Annotated in this window: 12 protein-coding genes, 16 tRNA genes, 4 rRNA genes and 1 pseudogene; 23 read left to right on the top strand and 10 right to left on the bottom strand. The window is 51.4% G+C overall.

The genetic code is table 11. From position 1 onward, the window contains the following. Positions 1-238: 238 nt before the first annotated feature. From J4772_RS21590 to J4772_RS21490, 21 genes are all read left to right on the top strand, one after another. Positions 239-1,792 (top strand): 16S ribosomal RNA (locus J4772_RS21590). A 106-nt stretch (positions 1,793-1,898) separates the two neighbouring features. Continuing rightward, positions 1,899-2,015, top strand: a 5S ribosomal RNA gene (gene rrf / locus J4772_RS21585). Positions 2,016-2,052: 37 nt separating this feature from the next. Then, positions 2,053-2,129, top strand: a tRNA-Ile gene (locus tag J4772_RS21580). A 119-nt stretch (positions 2,130-2,248) separates the two neighbouring features. Beyond that, positions 2,249-5,165: ribosomal RNA gene (locus J4772_RS21575) — 23S ribosomal RNA — on the top strand. A 152-nt stretch (positions 5,166-5,317) separates the two neighbouring features. Beyond that, positions 5,318-5,434, top strand: a 5S ribosomal RNA gene (rrf, locus tag J4772_RS21570). Together the 16S, 23S and 5S rRNA genes with 16 tRNA genes alongside form the textbook arrangement of a ribosomal RNA operon. A 29-nt stretch (positions 5,435-5,463) precedes the next feature. Beyond that, positions 5,464-5,539: transfer RNA gene (locus J4772_RS21565), tRNA-Asn, on the top strand. 3 nt (positions 5,540-5,542) lie between these two features. Continuing rightward, positions 5,543-5,634, top strand: a tRNA-Ser gene (locus J4772_RS21560). 19 nt (positions 5,635-5,653) lie between these two features. Then, a tRNA-Glu gene (locus J4772_RS21555) sits at positions 5,654-5,728 on the top strand. Between the two features lie 102 nt (positions 5,729-5,830). Further along, positions 5,831-5,907 (top strand) — tRNA-Met (locus J4772_RS21550). A 32-nt stretch (positions 5,908-5,939) separates the two neighbouring features. Continuing rightward, positions 5,940-6,016 (top strand) — tRNA-Asp (locus J4772_RS21545). A 23-nt stretch (positions 6,017-6,039) separates the two neighbouring features. Continuing rightward, a tRNA-Phe gene (locus J4772_RS21540) sits at positions 6,040-6,115 on the top strand. A gap of 20 nt (positions 6,116-6,135) precedes the next feature. Next, a tRNA-Thr gene (locus J4772_RS21535) sits at positions 6,136-6,211 on the top strand. Between the two features lie 16 nt (positions 6,212-6,227). Continuing rightward, a tRNA-Tyr gene (locus tag J4772_RS21530) sits at positions 6,228-6,311 on the top strand. 17 nt (positions 6,312-6,328) lie between these two features. Next, positions 6,329-6,402: transfer RNA gene (locus J4772_RS21525), tRNA-Trp, on the top strand. Between the two features lie 22 nt (positions 6,403-6,424). Then, positions 6,425-6,500, top strand: a tRNA-His gene (locus tag J4772_RS21520). Positions 6,501-6,516: 16 nt separating this feature from the next. Beyond that, a tRNA-Gln gene (locus tag J4772_RS21515) sits at positions 6,517-6,591 on the top strand. An 18-nt stretch (positions 6,592-6,609) separates the two neighbouring features. Next, positions 6,610-6,684: transfer RNA gene (locus J4772_RS21510), tRNA-Gly, on the top strand. A gap of 16 nt (positions 6,685-6,700) precedes the next feature. Next, positions 6,701-6,774 (top strand) — tRNA-Cys (locus J4772_RS21505). A gap of 15 nt (positions 6,775-6,789) precedes the next feature. After that, positions 6,790-6,866, top strand: a tRNA-Arg gene (locus tag J4772_RS21500). Positions 6,867-6,890: 24 nt separating this feature from the next. Beyond that, positions 6,891-6,975: transfer RNA gene (locus tag J4772_RS21495), tRNA-Leu, on the top strand. Between the two features lie 174 nt (positions 6,976-7,149). Next, positions 7,150-7,299 (top strand): hypothetical protein, encoded by a 150-nt coding sequence (locus J4772_RS21490; protein ID WP_209071337.1) that lies wholly within the window; start codon positions 7,150-7,152, stop codon positions 7,297-7,299. Between the two features lie 523 nt (positions 7,300-7,822). On the opposite strand, the gene J4772_RS21485 is transcribed toward J4772_RS21490, so the two are convergent. Further along, positions 7,823-8,491 carry an ArsR/SmtB family transcription factor gene (locus tag J4772_RS21485; protein WP_209071336.1) on the bottom strand — a complete coding sequence of 223 codons (669 nt, stop codon included), beginning with the start codon at positions 8,489-8,491 and terminating at the stop codon, positions 7,823-7,825. A 30-nt stretch (positions 8,492-8,521) separates the two neighbouring features. Continuing rightward, on the bottom strand, positions 8,522-8,860 hold the full coding sequence (gene ytxJ / locus J4772_RS21480; RefSeq protein WP_116064156.1) for a bacillithiol system redox-active protein YtxJ: 339 nt from the start codon (positions 8,858-8,860) through the stop codon (positions 8,522-8,524). A gap of 261 nt (positions 8,861-9,121) precedes the next feature. On the opposite strand from ytxJ, the gene J4772_RS21475 reads away from it, so the two are divergent. Beyond that, positions 9,122-10,417: an MFS transporter gene (locus J4772_RS21475; RefSeq protein WP_116064234.1), complete on the top strand. Its 1,296-nt coding sequence runs from the start codon at positions 9,122-9,124 to the stop codon at positions 10,415-10,417. 106 nt (positions 10,418-10,523) lie between these two features. On the opposite strand, the gene J4772_RS21470 is transcribed toward J4772_RS21475, so the two are convergent. From J4772_RS21470 to J4772_RS21435, 8 genes and pseudogenes are all read right to left on the bottom strand, one after another. Beyond that, positions 10,524-11,552, bottom strand: coding sequence for a leucine-rich repeat domain-containing protein (locus J4772_RS21470; RefSeq protein ID WP_209071335.1), 1,029 nt, complete (start codon positions 11,550-11,552; stop codon positions 10,524-10,526). 124 nt (positions 11,553-11,676) lie between these two features. Further along, complete coding sequence (locus J4772_RS21465; RefSeq protein ID WP_209071334.1) at positions 11,677-12,471, bottom strand: hypothetical protein; 795 nt, start codon at positions 12,469-12,471, stop codon at positions 11,677-11,679. Between the two features lie 149 nt (positions 12,472-12,620). Beyond that, positions 12,621-12,968, bottom strand: coding sequence for a hypothetical protein (locus tag J4772_RS21460; protein WP_209071333.1), 348 nt, complete (start codon positions 12,966-12,968; stop codon positions 12,621-12,623). A gap of 75 nt (positions 12,969-13,043) precedes the next feature. Continuing rightward, entirely contained in the window at positions 13,044-13,955 is a 912-nt protein-coding gene (locus J4772_RS21455; RefSeq protein ID WP_209071332.1) for a ferrochelatase, read from the bottom strand. Positions 13,956-13,980: 25 nt separating this feature from the next. Beyond that, positions 13,981-14,946, bottom strand: coding sequence for an ABC transporter substrate-binding protein (locus J4772_RS21450; RefSeq protein ID WP_209071331.1), 966 nt, complete (start codon positions 14,944-14,946; stop codon positions 13,981-13,983). Next, positions 14,943-15,740, bottom strand: a complete 798-nt coding sequence (locus J4772_RS21445; RefSeq protein WP_209071330.1) for a heme ABC transporter ATP-binding protein — start codon at positions 15,738-15,740, stop codon at positions 14,943-14,945. The genes J4772_RS21450 and J4772_RS21445 overlap by 4 nt, the downstream gene beginning before the upstream one ends. Then, a pseudogene (locus J4772_RS37585) lies at positions 15,737-16,584 on the bottom strand (FecCD family ABC transporter permease). Before J4772_RS37585 ends, J4772_RS21445 begins: the two are co-directional and overlap by 4 nt. A 14-nt stretch (positions 16,585-16,598) precedes the next feature. Further along, complete coding sequence (locus J4772_RS21435) at positions 16,599-17,330, bottom strand: EAL domain-containing protein (RefSeq protein WP_209071329.1); 732 nt, start codon at positions 17,328-17,330, stop codon at positions 16,599-16,601. Between the two features lie 318 nt (positions 17,331-17,648). On the opposite strand from J4772_RS21435, the gene J4772_RS21430 reads away from it, so the two are divergent. Further along, a complete protein-coding gene (locus J4772_RS21430) occupies positions 17,649-18,539 on the top strand; it encodes a metal ABC transporter solute-binding protein, Zn/Mn family (protein WP_371822909.1) in 891 nt (296 codons plus the stop codon). Positions 18,540-18,542: the final 3 nt, after the last annotated feature.

Raw genomic sequence — 18,542 nt, 5'->3', positions numbered from 1 at the left:
AAAAAGCACTACGAAGCGGACACGGCAGGAAAAAAGAAATGCAAACAAAATTAAAAATAATGCTTGCATCGAAGGTTCCGGTTGTGATATATTATAAAGGTCGCTGTTAACGCGGCGACGAGATAAAAGAAACACCGATTGTTCTTTGAAAACTGAACATTGAGCGTAAGAAACAAAAACGTCGGAAGACGGCTTCGGTCGTCGGAAGGCAAACCAGCAGTGAATGAGCTAATCAACTTTCATGGAGAGTTTGATCCTGGCTCAGGACGAACGCTGGCGGCGTGCCTAATACATGCAAGTCGAGCGGATCTCTGATGGAGCTTGCTTCTGATGAGGTTAGCGGCGGACGGGTGAGTAACACGTAGGCAACCTGCCCCCAAGATCGGGATAACATTCGGAAACGAATGCTAAGACCGGATACACGGTTTGGTCGCATGATCGGATCGGGAAACACGGAGCAATCTGTGGCTTGAGGATGGGCCTGCGGCGCATTAGCTAGTTGGTGGGGTAACGGCTCACCAAGGCGACGATGCGTAGCCGACCTGAGAGGGTGAACGGCCACACTGGGACTGAGACACGGCCCAGACTCCTACGGGAGGCAGCAGTAGGGAATCTTCCACAATGGGCGAAAGCCTGATGGAGCAACGCCGCGTGAGTGAGGAAGGCTTTCGGGTCGTAAAGCTCTGTTGCCAGGGAAGAATAAGGATCATTTAACTGATGATCCGATGACGGTACCTGAGAAGAAAGCCCCGGCTAACTACGTGCCAGCAGCCGCGGTAATACGTAGGGGGCAAGCGTTGTCCGGAATTATTGGGCGTAAAGCGCGCGCAGGCGGCTCTTTAAGTCTGGTGTTTAAGTGCGGGGCTCAACCCCGTGACGCACTGGAAACTGGGGAGCTTGAGTGCAGAAGAGGAGAGCGGAATTCCACGTGTAGCGGTGAAATGCGTAGAGATGTGGAGGAACACCAGTGGCGAAGGCGGCTCTCTGGACTGTAACTGACGCTGAGGCGCGAAAGCGTGGGGAGCAAACAGGATTAGATACCCTGGTAGTCCACGCCGTAAACGATGAGTGCTAGGTGTTGGGGGTATCATGCCCTCGGTGCCGAAGTTAACACATTAAGCACTCCGCCTGGGGAGTACGGTCGCAAGACTGAAACTCAAAGGAATTGACGGGGACCCGCACAAGCAGTGGAGTATGTGGTTTAATTCGAAGCAACGCGAAGAACCTTACCAGGTCTTGACATCCCTCTGAATCCGGTAGAGATATCGGCGGCCTTCGGGACAGAGGAGACAGGTGGTGCATGGTTGTCGTCAGCTCGTGTCGTGAGATGTTGGGTTAAGTCCCGCAACGAGCGCAACCCTTGAACTTAGTTGCCAGCACGTTATGGTGGGCACTCTAGGTTGACTGCCGGTGACAAACCGGAGGAAGGCGGGGATGACGTCAAATCATCATGCCCCTTATGACCTGGGCTACACACGTACTACAATGGCCGGTACAAAGGGCCGCGAAGCCGCGAGGTGGAGCCAATCCCAACAAAGCCGGTCTCAGTTCGGATTGCAGGCTGCAACTCGCCTGCATGAAGTCGGAATTGCTAGTAATCGCGGATCAGCATGCCGCGGTGAATACGTTCCCGGGTCTTGTACACACCGCCCGTCACACCACGAGAGTTTACAACACCCGAAGTCGGTGGGGTAACCCGCAAGGGAGCCAGCCGCCGAAGGTGGGGTAGATGATTGGGGTGAAGTCGTAACAAGGTAGCCGTATCGGAAGGTGCGGCTGGATCACCTCCTTTCTAAGGAGCTCTTCGGAGCTAATCAAAGTCCACGGTCCGCAAGGAAGTGGCAAACGTTTCTTACGCTCATGTTCAGTTTTGAAAGAGCAATCTTTCGCAAAACCGGTTTGGTGATGACGGCGGAGGGGTTCCACGCGTACCCATCCCGAACACGACCGTTAAGCCCTCCAGCGCCAATGGTACTTGGACCGCAGGGTCCTGGGAGAGTAGGACGTTGCCAAGCCGGGCATGCTATTTTCTGCGCAAGCGGAAAGATGCGATGGCCTTTAGCTCAGCTGGTTAGAGCGCACCCCTGATAAGGGTGAGGTCGGTGGTTCGAGTCCACTAAGGCCAACCAATTTCATAACCCCTTGCACCTTGAAAACTGGATATCGAACCAAACTGCATACAATCTAACGATTGCATGCTGCGCGAAGAAGAATGAAGCATCTCTGCCTTACTAGTGTCAAACGACTGGGTTAAGCTAATAAGTGCGCACGGAGGATGCCTAGGCGCCAGGAGCCGATGAAGGACGCGACGAACAGCGATATGCTTCGGGGAGCTGTAAGTGAGCTTTGATCCGGAGATTTCCGAATGGGGAAACCCAGCTATCGTAATGGATAGTTACCTTCGAGTGAATACATAGCTCGTCGGAGGCATACCAGGGGAACTGAAACATCTAAGTACCCTGAGGAAGAGAAAACAACAGTGATTCCGTCAGTAGCGGCGAGCGAAAGCGGATTAGCCCAAACCAGAGGGCTTGCTCTCTGGGGTTGTAGGACGTCTCACATGGAGTGATAAAAGAGCACATTAGGCGAAGAGGTCTGGAAAGGCCTGCCACAGAAGGTAAAAGCCCTGTAGCCGAAAGTGTGTTCTCTCCGAGACGGATCCTGAGTACCGCGGGACACGTGAAACCCCGTGGGAATCCGGCAGGACCATCTGCCAAGGCTAAATACTCCCTGGCGACCGATAGCGAAGCAGTACCGTGAGGGAAAGGTGAAAAGCACCGCGGGAGCGGAGTGAAAGAGAACCTGAAACCGTGCGCTTACAAGAAGTCAGAGCCCGATCTAGGGGTGATGGCGTGCCTTTTGTAGAATGAACCGGCGAGTTACGTTCACGTGCAAGGTTAAGCTGATGAGGCGGAGCCGAAGGGAAACCGAGTCTGAATAGGGCGCTTAAGTACGTGGTCGTAGACCCGAAACCGTGTGATCTACCCCTGTGCAGGGTGAAGGTGCGGTAACACGCACTGGAGGCCCGAACTCGTGAGCGTTGAAAAGCTCTGGGATGACGTGGGGGTAGGGGAGAAATTCCAATCGAACTCGGAGATAGCTGGTTCTCCCCGAAATAGCTTTAGGGCTAGCCTCGAGGTTGAGCATCATGGAGGTAGAGCACTGATTGGGTGCGGGGCCCGCCAAGGGTTACCAAGTCCAGTCAAACTCCGAATGCCATGGATGTATACTCGGGAGTCAGACGGCGAGTGCTAAGATCCGTCGTCAAGAGGGAAAGAGCCCAGATCATCAGCTAAGGTCCCCAAGTGTGTGTTAAGTGGGAAAGGATGTGGAGTTGCGAAGACAACCAGGATGTTGGCTTAGAAGCAGCCACCATTTAAAGAGTGCGTAATAGCTCACTGGTCGAGTGACTCTGCGCCGAAAATGTAACGGGGCTAAACACACCACCGAAGCTATGGCATGCTTGGGTAGGGGAGCGTTGAATGCGGGTAGAAGTCAGACCGGAAGGACTGGTGGACTGCATTCAAGTGAGAATGCCGGTATGAGTAACGAAAAGACAGGTGAGAATCCTGTCCGCCGAAAGCCTAAGGGTTCCTGGGGTAGGTTCGTCCGCCCAGGGTAAGTCGGGACCTAAGGCGAGGCCGAAAGGCGTAGTCGATGGACAACAGGTTGAAATTCCTGTACCACCGTAATCCGTTATGAGCGATGGGGGGACGCAGGAGGGAAGCGACGCGAGCCGATGGATGTGCTCGTCCAAGCAGTGAGAGGGGTATGTAGGCAAATCCGCATACTGTAACCTTGAGCTGTGATGGGGAGGGAAAATCACAGTACCGAAGGTCGTACACCCACGCTGCCAAGAAAAGCCTCTAGCCAGGAGAAGGTGCCCGTACCGTAAACCGACACAGGTGGGCGAGATGAGAATTCTAAGGCGCGCGGAAGAACTCTCGTTAAGGAACTCGGCAAAATGACCCCGTAACTTCGGGAGAAGGGGTGCCTCGGTAGGGTGAATAGCCCGAGGGGGCCGCAGTGAAGAGGCCCAAGCGACTGTTTAGCAAAAACACAGGTCTGTGCGAAGCCGTAAGGCGAAGTATACGGGCTGACGCCTGCCCGGTGCTGGAAGGTTAAGGGGAGTGGTTAGGGGCAACCCGAAGCTGTGAACCGAAGCCCCAGTAAACGGCGGCCGTAACTATAACGGTCCTAAGGTAGCGAAATTCCTTGTCAGGTAAATTCTGACCCGCACGAATGGCGTAACGACTTGGGCGCTGTCTCAACGAGAGATCCGGTGAAATTTTAGTACCTGTGAAGATGCAGGTTACCCGCGACGTGACGGAAAGACCCCATGGAGCTTTACTGTAGCTTGATATTGAACTTTGGTACGGTCTGTACAGGATAGGTGGGAGCCGATGAAGCTGGGGCGCAAGCCTCAGTGGAGGCGCCGTTGGGATACCACCCTGATCGTATCGGAGTTCTAACCTGCTGCCCTGAATCGGGCAGAGGGACCGTGTCAGGCGGACAGTTTGACTGGGGCGGTCGCCTCCTAAAAAGTAACGGAGGCGCTCTAAGGTTCCCTCAGCGCGGTTGGAAATCGCGCGAAGAGTGCAAAGGCATAAGGGAGCTTGACTGCGAGACCTACAAGTCGAGCAGGGAGGAAACTCGGACTTAGTGATCCGGTGGTACCGAATGGAAGGGCCATCGCTCAACGGATAAAAGCTACCCTGGGGATAACAGGCTTATCTCCCCCAAGAGTCCACATCGACGGGGAGGTTTGGCACCTCGATGTCGGCTCATCGCATCCTGGGGCTGAAGTAGGTCCCAAGGGTTGGGCTGTTCGCCCATTAAAGCGGTACGCGAGCTGGGTTCAGAACGTCGTGAGACAGTTCGGTCCCTATCTGTCGCGGGCGTAGGAAATTTGAGAGGGGCTGTCCTTAGTACGAGAGGACCGGGATGGACGCACCGCTGGTGTACCAGTTGTTCCGCCAGGAGCATCGCTGGGTAGCCAAGTGCGGAAGGGATAAGCGCTGAAAGCATCTAAGCGCGAAGCCTGCCTCAAGATGAGATTTCCCAATTCGTAAGACCCCTGGAAGAACACCAGGTTGATAGGCTCGGGGTGGAAGCGCAGCAATGTGTGGAGCTGACGAGTACTAATCGGTCGAGGGCTTATCCTAACATCGTGCGATGCAAATCGCTACGAACAGTGAATTGGCCTACAAAGCAAGACACTTCACCTTCTTCTAAGCGCGAGTTTGGTTCGTATCCGGTTTTCAGGGCGCAAGCCTTGAATGCCATGTTTAACATGGCTAGAATTGAAGCAATCTGGTCTGGTGATGACGGCGGAGGGGTTCCACGCGTACCCATCCCGAACACGACCGTTAAGCCCTCCAGCGCCGATGGTACTTGGACCGCAGGGTCCTGGGAGAGTAGGACGTCGCCAGGCGGGATTCATAGTTCTACATTGCTTACCATTCCCTGATAGCTCAGTTGGTAGAGCACTCGACTGTTAATCGAGTTGTCACAGGTTCGAGTCCTGTTCGGGGAGCCATTTGGAGAGGTGTCCGAGTTGGTCGAAGGAGCACGATTGGAAATCGTGTAGGCGTCTAAAGCGTCTCGAGGGTTCGAATCCCTCTCTCTCCGCCATAAATTTTCAGGTAAGTATGGCCCCTTGGTCAAGCGGTTAAGACACCTCCCTTTCACGGAGGTAACAGGGGTTCGAATCCCCTAGGGGTCACCATTTCTTTCATAAGAAATTTCCAGAATTTGAGGGTTGCATTACATAAGCGATATAAGGTATGATAATAAATGTCGCTTTAACGGGCAACATACTCAACAACGACGCGGGGTGGAGCAGCCCGGTAGCTCGTCGGGCTCATAACCCGAAGGCCGCAGGTTCAAATCCTGCCCCCGCAACCAAACATCATCTCGGCTCATAACCGAGTACACGCGGAGCCGTGGTGTAGAGGCCTAACATGCCTGCCTGTCACGCAGGAGACCGCGGGTTCGAATCCCGTCGGCTCCGCCATTTTCCTTCAAGGAAGCATGTAAGGCTCGATAGCTCAGCTGGTAGAGCAGAGGACTGAAAATCCTCGTGTCGGCGGTTCGATTCCGTCTCGAGCCACCATCAAGAAAACTTAACACTAAGCCGACTTAGCTCAATTGGTAGAGCAACTGACTTGTAATCAGTAGGTTGGGGGTTCAAGTCCTCTAGTCGGCACCATTTCTCTTCTAAACGTGGAGGATTAGCGAAGTGGCCAAACGCGGGAGACTGTAAATCTCTTCCTTCGGGTTCGGTGGTTCAAATCCATCATCCTCCACCATCATGTTTTTAATGCTTAGGGGCATAGTTTAAGGGTAGAACAGCGGTCTCCAAAACCGTTAGTGTGGGTTCAATTCCTGCTGCCCCTGCCAATTAAATGCTTCACAATTCATGGCGATCGTGGCGAAGTGGTTAACGCATCGGTTTGTGGATCCGACATTCGGGGGTTCAATTCCCCTCGATCGCCCCATTTACATCAATTTTGTTGGGGATTAGCCAAGCGGTAAGGCAACGGACTTTGACTCCGTCACTCCTAGGTTCGAATCCTAGATCCCCAGCCATTTTCACGAACCTAATGTGCGGAAATAGCTCAGTGGTAGAGCATCTCGTTGCCAACGAGAAGGTCGCGGGTTCGAATCCCGTTTTCCGCTCCATCTCAATCTTGAATCTGGCGCCATAGCCAAGTGGTAAGGCAGAGCTCTGCAAAAGCTTTACCCCCAGTTCGAGTCTGGGTGGCGCCTCCAAAAACCTCAAAGCTTGCGCCCTTAGCTCAGCTGGATAGAGCGTTTGACTACGAATCAAAAGGTCAGGAGTTCGAATCTCTTAGGGCGCGCCAGTAAGATGCAACAAAATTGAATATGCCGGTGTGGCGGAATGGCAGACGCGTTCGACTCAAAATCGAATGGGCAACCCCCGTGGAGGTTCGAGTCCTCTCACCGGTACCACTTTAACAATGACAGTTCATTAGAGATTAATCTAATGAGCTTTTTTTGTGTCCGAACCAGAAGGAATAAGGAAACCAGGCTGTAGAGTTACTAACGCCTGGTTTACCTTTGTGTTTGTCATTTCTAGAATTCGATTAACCAACATGAAGAATGATTAGGGGGGCGACGTAAACGATGCATACAGGCGAGCCAAGCAACCCTAAAGTAGCCGTCATCATTACGGGATATCGGCATAATTCTCATGCGGAAGTCATTGTCTGCAGGTTGTTGGGGCGGTGGGGCTATGAACCTCAAATCGAGGTGGCTTCCCTCTACGTAGATTAATTTCCTGCCAACGATATGAGCAGGGAAGAAGTCGCACATGCTGGCATTCCGATCTGTTCGACAAGAAGAGAGGCTATTGTTGAAGCCCATCGCCATAAGCTTGAGAAACGGCTGGGAGGAGAGAGCGCCGTAAAGTCTGTACGCGCGATCCAAGGCGAGCGAGTATGGAAAGTATTGCTTTTTCCATCTGCAACTCGATTAGGTCCGCTGTTGTTTGTCGCCGGTCAAGGCGGGCTAAATTCAATAACGGGCAAGGTTGAATATCTATTTGGCCAAAAGGGAGCATTATGCTGAATTTAATCAAATTTGTGGACGTTATTTTTCGGCCCTTATCCTGCCAGAACGACCGTTTATTGCGATCTGAATTATGATTTGCTGGTTGAAATTGATATGATTGCCGCCTCTCAAGTGTGCGATTAATAAAAGCGCGTAGGTTCATAGACGATAGAAAAAAAGCCTTCCGCAACCTGATAAATAGGATGCGGAAGGCTTTACACGGACTAACGGTTCTCTCTATTTGGCTTCAGTGAGCAAAATGTTCCTGCCATTCATTTACTCCCTCATCCATCCGATAGGCGCTAAATCCTTCAGCCTGCAGCTTCTGCGCAGCGATTGCGGAGTATACACAGAGCGGACCTCTGCAGTAAGCGACAATCTCGGTCTCCTGAGGGAATTCACGCATAAAATACTCCAGTTCCTCTATAGGTACGGATATCGCGCCATCGATATGGCTAATTTCAAACTCTTCTTTTGGACGCACATCCAGAAGAAGGATAGACTCCGTATTTAATTTTTCCATGACCTGGTCCATCGTTAGAGTTTGAACGTTATCCAAGTTATCCATAAAGTCGTCCTTAAGCTTTCCGATATCGGGAAGCTGCTTGTTGCTGATTCTCCACAGGGAAGTCAACAAATCAACAATAGCAGGGTCGGCCAATGAATAGATGACGTGGGTGCCTTTCTTGGTGAATCTAACAAGCTTGGCATCCAACAATACCTGGAGATGGCGAGATACGTTTGCAAAATTCATCCCCGTGGACGAGGTTAACTTTTCTACCGTCTTGGATCCCTGGGACAATAAAGTAAGAATTTCCAAACGCTTATCGCTCGACAAGCATTTACCGATTCTCGATAACTGTCTGTAGAGATCTTCTTTGAGGGCATTCGCTGAATCCAGCATAGTATCATTCATAATGATATTCCCTCGATTCTTGAACAGAGCCTAATCTAAAACCGCGGTGATATGCGCCTTCGTTACAGACCAATGCGAGGAGGTCCAGTATTTGGCTTTATCCTTTACATAAATAATTTGCGGGGATTCATGCTTTACATTCAAGTCTTCCGCGATTTGGTTGGATACCGGGCGCGATTCGATGACTTTGACCAGCACATAATTCAAATTTTCATTCGGCTTATCGTTTAAATATTGTTCGTATTCTTGAAGCGCGTTAGCGCTTACCGGGCAAGTTGTACTATGCTTCAGTATCACTTGTCCGCGTTCGGACGACTGGAGCAAGAGCTCATTCCATTCCTCGATCGTCGTTATTTCATTCCATTGCATACGAAAATACCCCTTTCGGTATCAGACCGATTGTCAAAAAATAATAGGCTGAATTTTTATATAGTGTACATCATCTTGTTCAATTATTCAATTGAGCAGCAGGGTTGGTTGCAGATAGAGAGGGTTGACGGGTATTTTTTTAGAATTATAATTCAATTCATTGATTGAATGGTTGAATTCATGCGTGAGTGGACTACATCATAAGCAGAGAACGGGAACGATTTCTTTTTTAGAAGGAGAGTATAAATGTTAGAGAATCCAATGGCTGCCGGTAAAAAGGCACAAAGTCTGCCATCTTCGATGATGGACGTTGTCGAGTCGTCGGAGAAGCAGCGTCAGCTACATACAAAGACATTGAAGGTCGTGATTTTGTCGCAAGTTCTTGCCGGAGCGGGTTTGGCGGCAGGAATCACCGTAGGCGCATTGCTTGCGCAAGAGATGATCGGAACGGATCGTTATGCCGGAGTGCCTACCGCGCTATTTACGTTGGGTTCTGCCGGAGCTGCTCTTGGGGTTGGCCGCCTTTCCCAGCGATGGGGGCGCAGGCCCGGACTGGCTATAGGATTCATAACGGGCGGTTTGGGAGCGATCGGCGTCGTACTCGCTGCATTATTGAACAGCATTCCTTTACTTCTTCTTTCGATGCTGCTCTACGGGGCAGGCACGGCGACAAACTTGCAGGCTCGATATGCAGGTACGGATTTGGCATTGCCGGCACATCGGGCGAAGGCGATCAGCTTGGCTATGGTATTCACAACGTTTGGCGCCGTTGCCGGCCCGAATCTAGTCAATCTGACCGGACGGCTAGCCGTTTCCCTGGGCGCTCCCCCGTTGTCGGGGCCGTTCATGCTGGCTGCTGCTGCATATCTAATAGCTGGCCTTGTTCTACTTATTTTCTTGCGGCCCGATCCGTTCCTTGTCGCTAAGGCCGTTGCCGACAAGCAGCGGCTCAAGGCAATGTCCGATCAGGCGGCTCAACCCCAAGCTCAGGCAAATGCCGTAAACAAAAAAGGGATTATGACGGGCGCAACCGTCATGGTTCTGACACAGATTGTCATGATAGCGATTATGACAATGACTCCCGTTCACATGCAGCACCATGGACACGGTCTGGGCGAGGTGGGGGTTGTCATCGGCATTCATGTCGCTGCGATGTATCTTCCATCTCTGCTCACCGGCGTTCTCGTCGATAAATTTGGTCATATCGCCATGTCGTACGTTTCCGGATTTACATTATTGTTGTCCGGGCTTGTTGCCGCGTTTGCTCCCGGCGATTCCATGGGGATGCTGGTTCTGGCGCTTGCGCTTCTTGGATTGGGATGGAACTTTGGCCTGATTAGCGGGACGACGGCAATTGTCGACGCAACGCCTCCGCAGGTCCGTGCCAAAACCCAGGGCACCGTGGACGTGTTGATCGCTTTAGGAGGGGCCTCCGGAGGCGCGCTGTCCGGCATGGTTGTCGCGCAATCGAGCTATGCGACCCTTTCTTTGGCCGGAGCTTGTCTGTCCTTGCTTCTGATTCCGGTCGTCGTGTGGTTCCGAACAAAGAAAAGCTGATGCAATGTGGAACAGAAACCGCTCGCGTGCACGGAGGACACTGGATGCCCTACTCCGCTCCGCTGGGCGAGCCGGTAGCCGAACTCGCCGATCGGGCAGGAGGTTCTTACGTTAAAATAGGGGCCAGATGCTCCAGCGCCAAGGAGCGTATGTGTTGATCCTCTGGAATATTGTCGTACAGAAGATGGCCCTTGCCTGCCTGCTCCATTAGCTCGCTTATTGCCGCGATGCGCCCCTTGTTGAAGTCGATAAAACGAAAATCGACCTGTCGCAAGCTCTCCATGTCCCTCAAGGGAGCAAAGGCTTCAGCCTTAATGGCCGTATTGATTTCTTTCAGCTCCAGAACCTCAAGCTGCTTGGCAGTCCATAGATTTGCGATGTCCCGCAATGATTTCATGTAGTTTAACTCGAGCTGCCGGAGATTGTCCATTTTCGAGAAGTCGCACAAGCGTTCAACCTTAGGCAGGGATAATTGCAGAAAGCTCAAATTGCGCATTTGTCCTACGGCCTGAATATCGGTTAGGTTTCGCACGGCGGATAGGACGAGCATACTTAAGTTCGACTCGGCTAGCACATCGAGCGGACCATTTAACTCGCAGCTGTCGATCAACAAATACTTGATCTGCGGAAGTTCCGCTATGAAATCCAGACGATCAATCGCACAGTTCAGCAAGAGCGTGTTCAGACTGGCGCATTCCGCTATTGGGGTCAACCCTTCGAATTTTCCATGCAGTTCAAGATAGTTTAATTGTGAATAGCTGCGGATAAAATCCAGGCTTTGCGCTTTTTTGGGCGAGCTTACGTTAAGGAATTGCATTTGCTTCATCCTGCCAAGCCGGGTCAAGTCCTGCGGCTGTCGCAGATCCAACCTTAGAGCGGCTACGTGCTTCAGCGCAGCAAGCGTCTCAAGAAATTCGTCCGTGTAACGAGCCTTCTCGTCCTTATTCCATATGTACAAAATCAGATCCGGCCGTGTGGCAAATACCCGCTTATCCAGTTCAAGCAGATCCTCCGTCAAATCTGCGCCGACAACAAAACTAACCGTTGCCCGGTTTCGCAAATCTTTTACGGCAGCCTTCATTTTCTCTTCATTCCAGGGAATCCCCTGCATGGAAGCATGCCAAGGTTTATCCATCGTTTATCATCTCCAATCCAAGTTTTCTGTGGCATATTTACCACTACCATTGCGCCAATACAGCCTCCAAGTCTTGTCTGAGCAGGTCCGTGCGGTAGCTCAGCTTTTTCTTCTTCAGCTTCTCTTATAAGATGGCAACCATCTCTAGCAAATCCTGATTAAACAGCTCCTTCAGAGTTTCAACGGCGAGCTCGCCTTCGTGCCTGGTAAAGTGTCTCGTAAATTCTATCTTAAGCTGGCCGTTGCGCTTGGCGAGTTTGCTTGTCTGCAGTCGGGGACGAATATAGTACGATTCCGCAAAATGGGGCGGGACGTCCTCCTCCGTATGAAAATACTCGTAGCGCATAGTGGGCGAAGGGTCGTCGTGATGGCTGAACCAGCATTGAACGGCAAAATAATCGAAGTCGGAACCGTATCGTTCCTGCCGCATATCCCGGTCAAGCCGCTCCCGAAGCTCCCGCAGGCAGTCTACAAACGGTTGAACGGATTGCTGATAATTGCCCGATCGAACTAGACGAACAGGGTTTTTCGGCAGGGAGTTGCGCTGGGTAGCCAGGCTTGAAATCCCATAGTCAGTCGGGTCGCGGCCATCGTCAATGACAAAGCTGTCGCCTCGCTTGCTCCATCCTTTGGCTGTTCCTTCAATCGTATGGAAGGTTCGAGTCCGCAGACTGGAATAATAGGAACCGTTAATCCATTTCTCCGCAATCGCCTCGACGGGCTCCCGTTCCTTCCAGCCTACAATATGCAACGCCTCGCACACGCGAACCAGCTTGTTCCACTCCTGAATGTTCGCATAGTCGGCGTAACGGTCGTATTCAGCAAATAGCGCTTGGCGTAGCGCATCCGGAGACGGCTCCTCCTGAATCCGGACGGTTAACTGTTCTATCGTTTCTATCGAATAAATATCGTCCAGCATACGCTTTGAAGCCTCCTTGGGTATCGCGACTTATTTTTGACTGACTCGAAGCCTATTCCTTAATTTTACTTCTCCTATTTTTTCGCTCAAGAGGCCAATGTCTCAATGTTGCCGTAACAAAATACGAGAATCGGATCAAGCTACATTCGTTACCTCTGCTTCACCAAGATAACGCCAATTATAATGACAGCAAGACCTGTCCATGTTTTCCAGGAAGGGGCTTCCTTCATAAACCAATATCCCATCCAGATGGAGATCAATACTTCGATACATTTGGCGACGATCAGGACGTAGCCCAGTTGATTGACGGCTTTCATACCGAACTTGACGCCGTATCCGACGCCCAAATTAGCGACGAGAAAGAGCGGCAGCATCAGAAGCTGAAATTTTAACGTAGACCAGAAATGTGGGGAAATATGCTTGCTCTGATAGGAGAAAATAATATTGATACAAGTTAGGCCGGCAAACATGAGCGCAAAGCTGATCAAATACAACATATTCGTACACCCCAGGATTCATATAGTAGGATTAATGTTTCCTCGATCCAACAATTTTATCCTTGGGCATTTTTCTTAGCTCATTCGTTCGGCAATACAACCGACCAGCGCGTTCACATAGTCTGCGGCATCATTCAGGAATTCCGTTGCCGCAAACTCCAAGCCGTATGAAGAAGCTTCATTGTGGCTATGGATCCGACAATCAAAGACGACTTCGACATTCTCGATTAAGGACAATAAATCGCAAACTACAACGGCTTTCCCTTCAGTGGCTGCAATGTCCCTGATTGCCTCGAGTACATCGGGGCCCAGCCATTTCTGCGGAGGCGACCCCGCACTTCGATACGCGAGTCTCCAGTGATTCCAACAGGCTTCTGCGGCAACGGCAGCAGCCATCTCGCGAAACGCCGCGATAAACTCCATATTGGCGGAAGGCAATCCGGGTTGGCTATGAGCTGTGAACAATACGGTAGTCTTGGGCCGATTGGCGGCGGATATCCATTGCAGCGCGGTCCGAAGCCGCCGGCCTAAAGCTTGAACAACTGCAGGATACAAATGCCAGTGGTCGATTTCATCCACAGGAATTTCTGTATCCAGTGAAGCAAGCTTCTTACGCACGCGCAAATGATAGGCTGCAGTTCCTGTTCGGGAGTAGAGAGGCGACATTGGAAAAGTATACAGTCGGGTAGCGCCTTCGGCTACGATTTGCCTTGTCGTTTCCTCCACGAAAGGAGAGGTGTGCTTTGCCGCCTGGTACACCCGAACCTCCTCATTTAAGTACAGGGATAGCCGCTGCTCCAAAGCGGCCGCCAGTCGGGAAGTGACCGATCCGAGGGGATCGGCCGTTCCGATTGAGCGAAACCGCGACATTGCCGCCTTCATCATTTCTGGCGGCGGCTTTTTGCCATGAAACAAGTGCGTATAGAAAGCCGGAACATCGTCGATCGATTGCAAAGAAGCATAGCTAAGCAACAGAACTGCTTTCATTAAGGGTTCACCTCCGTGGAATGAATTACAAACGTTCCGGATGGAGCCAATGAGCAATCTCTTCCAGCGTATCGATTGAGTATCGCGTCGGGTTAAGCAGCTTGCGCGCAGGCATGACGAGGACACGCTTATTTTTTACAGCCTGTAGGGTCGACCAGCCTGGCGTTTGCGTAACCTCGTTCATTTCATCGTTTTTGCCTTTCTCCCATTCAACAAGCAGAATATAGTCGGGATCGGCCTTAATTATTTGCTCGATGGTCGCTTTGGTCGTACGCGTCAATCCAAGGCTGTCCGCAGCATGTGCGGCTCCGGCAAGGCGAACCAGATCATATGAAATATTGGAGGAGCCGAGCAGGTAGGGGCCGGTGCCAGGTCCAAGCGGCGAGACTACCAGTACAGTGGGCCTTACCGCCTCGGATACGGCGGAAACGACTTTTTCCTGTCGGCTTTTCATTTCCGCTACGATATCAGCGGCCTGCTTCTCCTCGCCAATAGCGGCGCCAATGGTCATGATGTTATTCATCAATACTTCCATTGTGCTCCATGATTCCAAGGAAATGATGGGAATGCCGGATTGCTCGAGCAGCTCCGTGGCTTCTTTTTCCTTGTCGTGCAGTTTGGTCATGATTAACAAGTCGGCATTGTAAGACAGCACTTGCTCGGGATCAAGCGAAGTGGCGCCGGCAATTTTATTGGCAACGCGACTTCCCTCCTCTGTCCGGAAAGCGAGCGAAGGATTTTCAATGCTTCTCGGCACGACGGCTACGCGTTCCGCGTCCGTTAGTTCCAGCACGACCTCGGCGGCATCAAGCGACAGCGCCGCGATCCGTTCAGGTTTCGAAGGAATTGCGCTAGCGGATTCGTTCACTTGATCTGTCTTGCCTGGCGACGAAGGCTCTTGGCTTAAGCCGCAGCCCGTCACGGCTGCTGCTGCGGTTAGCAGCAATAAACGGAGTGTCCAAAGTTTAATAGATTTCTTTATTAGGCTCATGGCGTTCTCTCTCCTCTTGATTTTTGAATGGCCGTAATAGCTAGCGAATCGGTAGAAGGATCGGTATATACAGCCGCATCTACCTCATAGGCGGTTTGGAGCATAGCGGGCGTCAACACCTCCATAGGTGCGCCGGCAGCGAGCAAGCTTCCGTTGTGAAGTAAAATCAAGCGGTCGCAGAAACGCGCTGCCAGACTTAAATCATGCAAAGCGGCAATCACGGCTAAGCCTTGCCGAGCCATCTTGCGCATCAATTCAAGCACATGCAATTGATAGCGAATATCGAGCGCCGAAATCGGCTCATCCAGTAAGAGCAGACGAGGCTCTTGAGCGATCGCCTTAGCGATCAACACCATTTGTCGCTGTCCTCCGGATAATTGGGTTGCATATCGATTGGCTAAATGATAAGTCGACGTTTTTTGCATCGCTTTTTGCGCGATAAGCCGATCCAGCTCGCGTTCATTGCCGAAGGGCGGCAAATGGGGAAACCTCCCCATCAGCACGATATCTCGCACGGTAAAATCAAACTCAATGGCCGTATTTTGCGGGACATAACCGATGATTTTGGAAAGCTGTTTGCGCGTATATCGTCCAAACGGTTGATCCGCTATGCTGAATTGTCCGGAGGAAGGGGGAAGAAGACCCGCCAAAGTCCGGAGCAAGGTGGATTTGCCGCTGCCGTTGGGTCCAATTAAGCCAACACATTCACCTCCTTTGACGCTCAGGGAGATATCATGCAGAATTTGGCGATTGTCGATAAAGCTGTGAATTTGATGGGCAACAAGCATGTTCATTGCGCATGACCTCCCCGACGCGAGCGAATAATGATGGCGATAAATACAGGAGCGCCGATACAGGCGCAGACGACTCCAACTTGCAAGGTGACCGGCTGAAGAACCATTCGCGATACGACATCTGCCAATACAAGGAAGATAGCGCCTCCTAGAGCGCTTGCCGGCAGCAGCAGGCGGTGGTCGGGCCCTGCCAGCAAGCGAATGATATGCGGTACCACAAGACCGACAAAGCCGATAATGCCGCTCACCGCGACAGCCGCTCCCGTCATTAGGGAAGCAAGCGCCAGTAAAAGGTAGCGAACGAGCCGGATATTGACGCCAGATGTCGCAGCCTGATCGTCGCCAAGCAGCATCATGTTCAAGTGGCGGCCAAAGATCAGCATAAGCAGGCATCCGGACAAGATCGGAGCGGCGATCAATTGCAGATGCTCCCAGGTCCTTGCTTCCAAGCCGCCTTGCAGCCAAAAAACAAAGCGCATACCGCCCCCGCTGCCGCTCCGCTGGATACGCCTACATACCCGGGTTCAACCAACGGATTTCGAAACACTCCTTGCATGGCTGCCCCCGATATGCCTAGCGCCATCCCGACCAACGCGCCAACGAGCACTCGCGGCAATCGAACCTGCGAGACGACAAGCCACTCCCGCTCCGTAACCTGGACAGGGAGCGGGTACCCGATCTGTTCCAGCAAAATAGCTGCCGTTCGCGAAAAAGGAATGGACACTGGACCAACCGATCCGGCGAATAGGATTGCCCCGAGCAGCGTAATGAACAATCCGAAAACAACTAAAATAATCGTGCGACTTCCACTTGAAGTCGGCTGAAGCGACTTTGATGCATGCATGTGAGTAATCCTTCCTAATGGCAATAGTCAAATGAGGGAGAATTGCAGCTCGCGGCCGGACGTCCGAGCAGAAAGCCTTGGCCGAGCGGAACGCCAAGAGATCGTGCGGCGATCAGATCATCGGCGCGCTCGATACCTTCCAGGACAAGCAGTCGTTCCCCGCGGCAAAACTCGGCAAATAGAGAAACCAGTCTTTGTTTGGCTGTGTTAGTGGCCAGGTGCTTGCCGAAATAGCGATCCAGCTTTACGATGTCGGGTTTGTACTCGACAATTTTCTTGAGCGAGGCGGCGCCGGAACCGACATCATCAAGCGCAATCAGAAATCCGTATTGACGCATTTCAGATAGCCTCTCGCCTAATAAGGCGATATCCCACATCTTCTCTTCTTCAGGCGCTTCGTTAATCTCCAATACGATTCGGTTTAAAGGGAATCCGTTGTCCAGAAATTTGTTGACGATCCATGCGCTAAACGCAGGGTTTAGCAGTGTAGAGGGGAAAACATTGACGAATAACCAGGTAGGCGATCCGCAATTTTTCATCTGTTGAAAATACGTCGAAATAGATCGGGCCATAGCGCCGCTATCCAATTCGTATAAATAGCGATGCGCGCGGGCCAAGCGAAATAAGCAGTCAGGAGAAATAGAATCGGATGAGCGGAGAAGGGCTTCGTGTCCGTGGACTCGTTCGTTCTCAATCCAGACGATAGGTTGAAAAAGAGAGTAGTGGCGATGTTGTGAGAAGATCATCCCGAAACCTCCTTTAATTTATTGATGAAAAGAAAATTGTATTAAACGAAAAGTTTTTCCTTTGTGCAAAATATAATTTGTTGCTATTCTACATCAGGGATGTCGTCTCTTGCAATGACTTATTTTCATCCGCGTTACTCCAAAAAGCCTTGACAAGAAAATAGAAAGTAATTAAGTTATACATGACCATAAATTTTGCCTTAGGTAAAAATTTTTGAGTTTAGACAATTTTTTTAGGAGGAGAACAGAGTGGAACAGGTACGATTTAAGTCTAAATGGGTGTTGATAGGGGTTAGTTTGCTTGTAATGGCGCTATGGATGGCGGGATGCACGTCCGACAAGAAGTCGGATCCGAAAGAGAGCGGGAGCAAGCTGAACATCGTAACCACAATTGCTCAGATTGCCGAACCGATTTCCATCATTGGAGGCGACCGGGTTACGGTTCAAAGCTTGATGGGACCAGGCGTCGATCCGCACTTGTACAAAGCGACCCAAGGCGATATCGGCAAACTGGAAAGCGGCGATATGATCTTCTACAGCGGGCTCCATCTGGAAGCCAATATGCTCAAAGTGTTTGAGGAAATCGGCAAGACCAGACCGGTATTGGGGATTAGCGAGTCTATACCGGCAGATCAGTTATTAAAGGACGAAGGGGGAGCGATCGATCCCCACGTCTGGTTTGACATCGACTTGTGGAAGCAAGCGCTTGGGGCGGCAACCGAACAATTGAAGATAGCTGCGCCCGAGGATGCGGAGTATTTCGAAAGCAACAAAGAAGCCTATTTTAAAAAGCTGGACGATCTTAAGGCCGATGCCAAAGCGAAATTGTCGCAAATTCCGCAAGAGAAACGCGTATTGATTACAGCGCATGATGCATTCGGCTATTTTGGCCGCATGAACGAGATCAAGGTGGTCGGGCTGCAAGGACTGAGCACGGAAGACGAAGTAGGTTTATCCGATATTGACGATACGGTAAAGCTGCTGGTGGAGTACCAAGTTCCTGCCGTATTTGTGGAAAGCAGCATCAATCCGGCCTCTATCAATGCGGTAATCGAAGGGGCCAAGAAGCAAGGGCTTCATGTAGCGGTCGGCGGCGAATTGTTCTCGGATGCTATGGGCGATGCGGGAACGCCGGAAGGTACATACCTTGGCATGTACAGTCATAATGTACATACGATTTATCAAGCATTAAGCGTAAAAGGAGAGTGACGG

Origin of the sequence: Cohnella sp. LGH (genome assembly GCF_017671885.1) — a bacterium.
GTDB classification, from domain to species: domain Bacteria; phylum Bacillota; class Bacilli; order Paenibacillales; family Paenibacillaceae; genus Cohnella; species Cohnella phaseoli.
The sequence above is the reverse complement of the archived record's forward strand: the minus strand, read 5'-3'. Positions and strand labels throughout refer to the sequence as shown.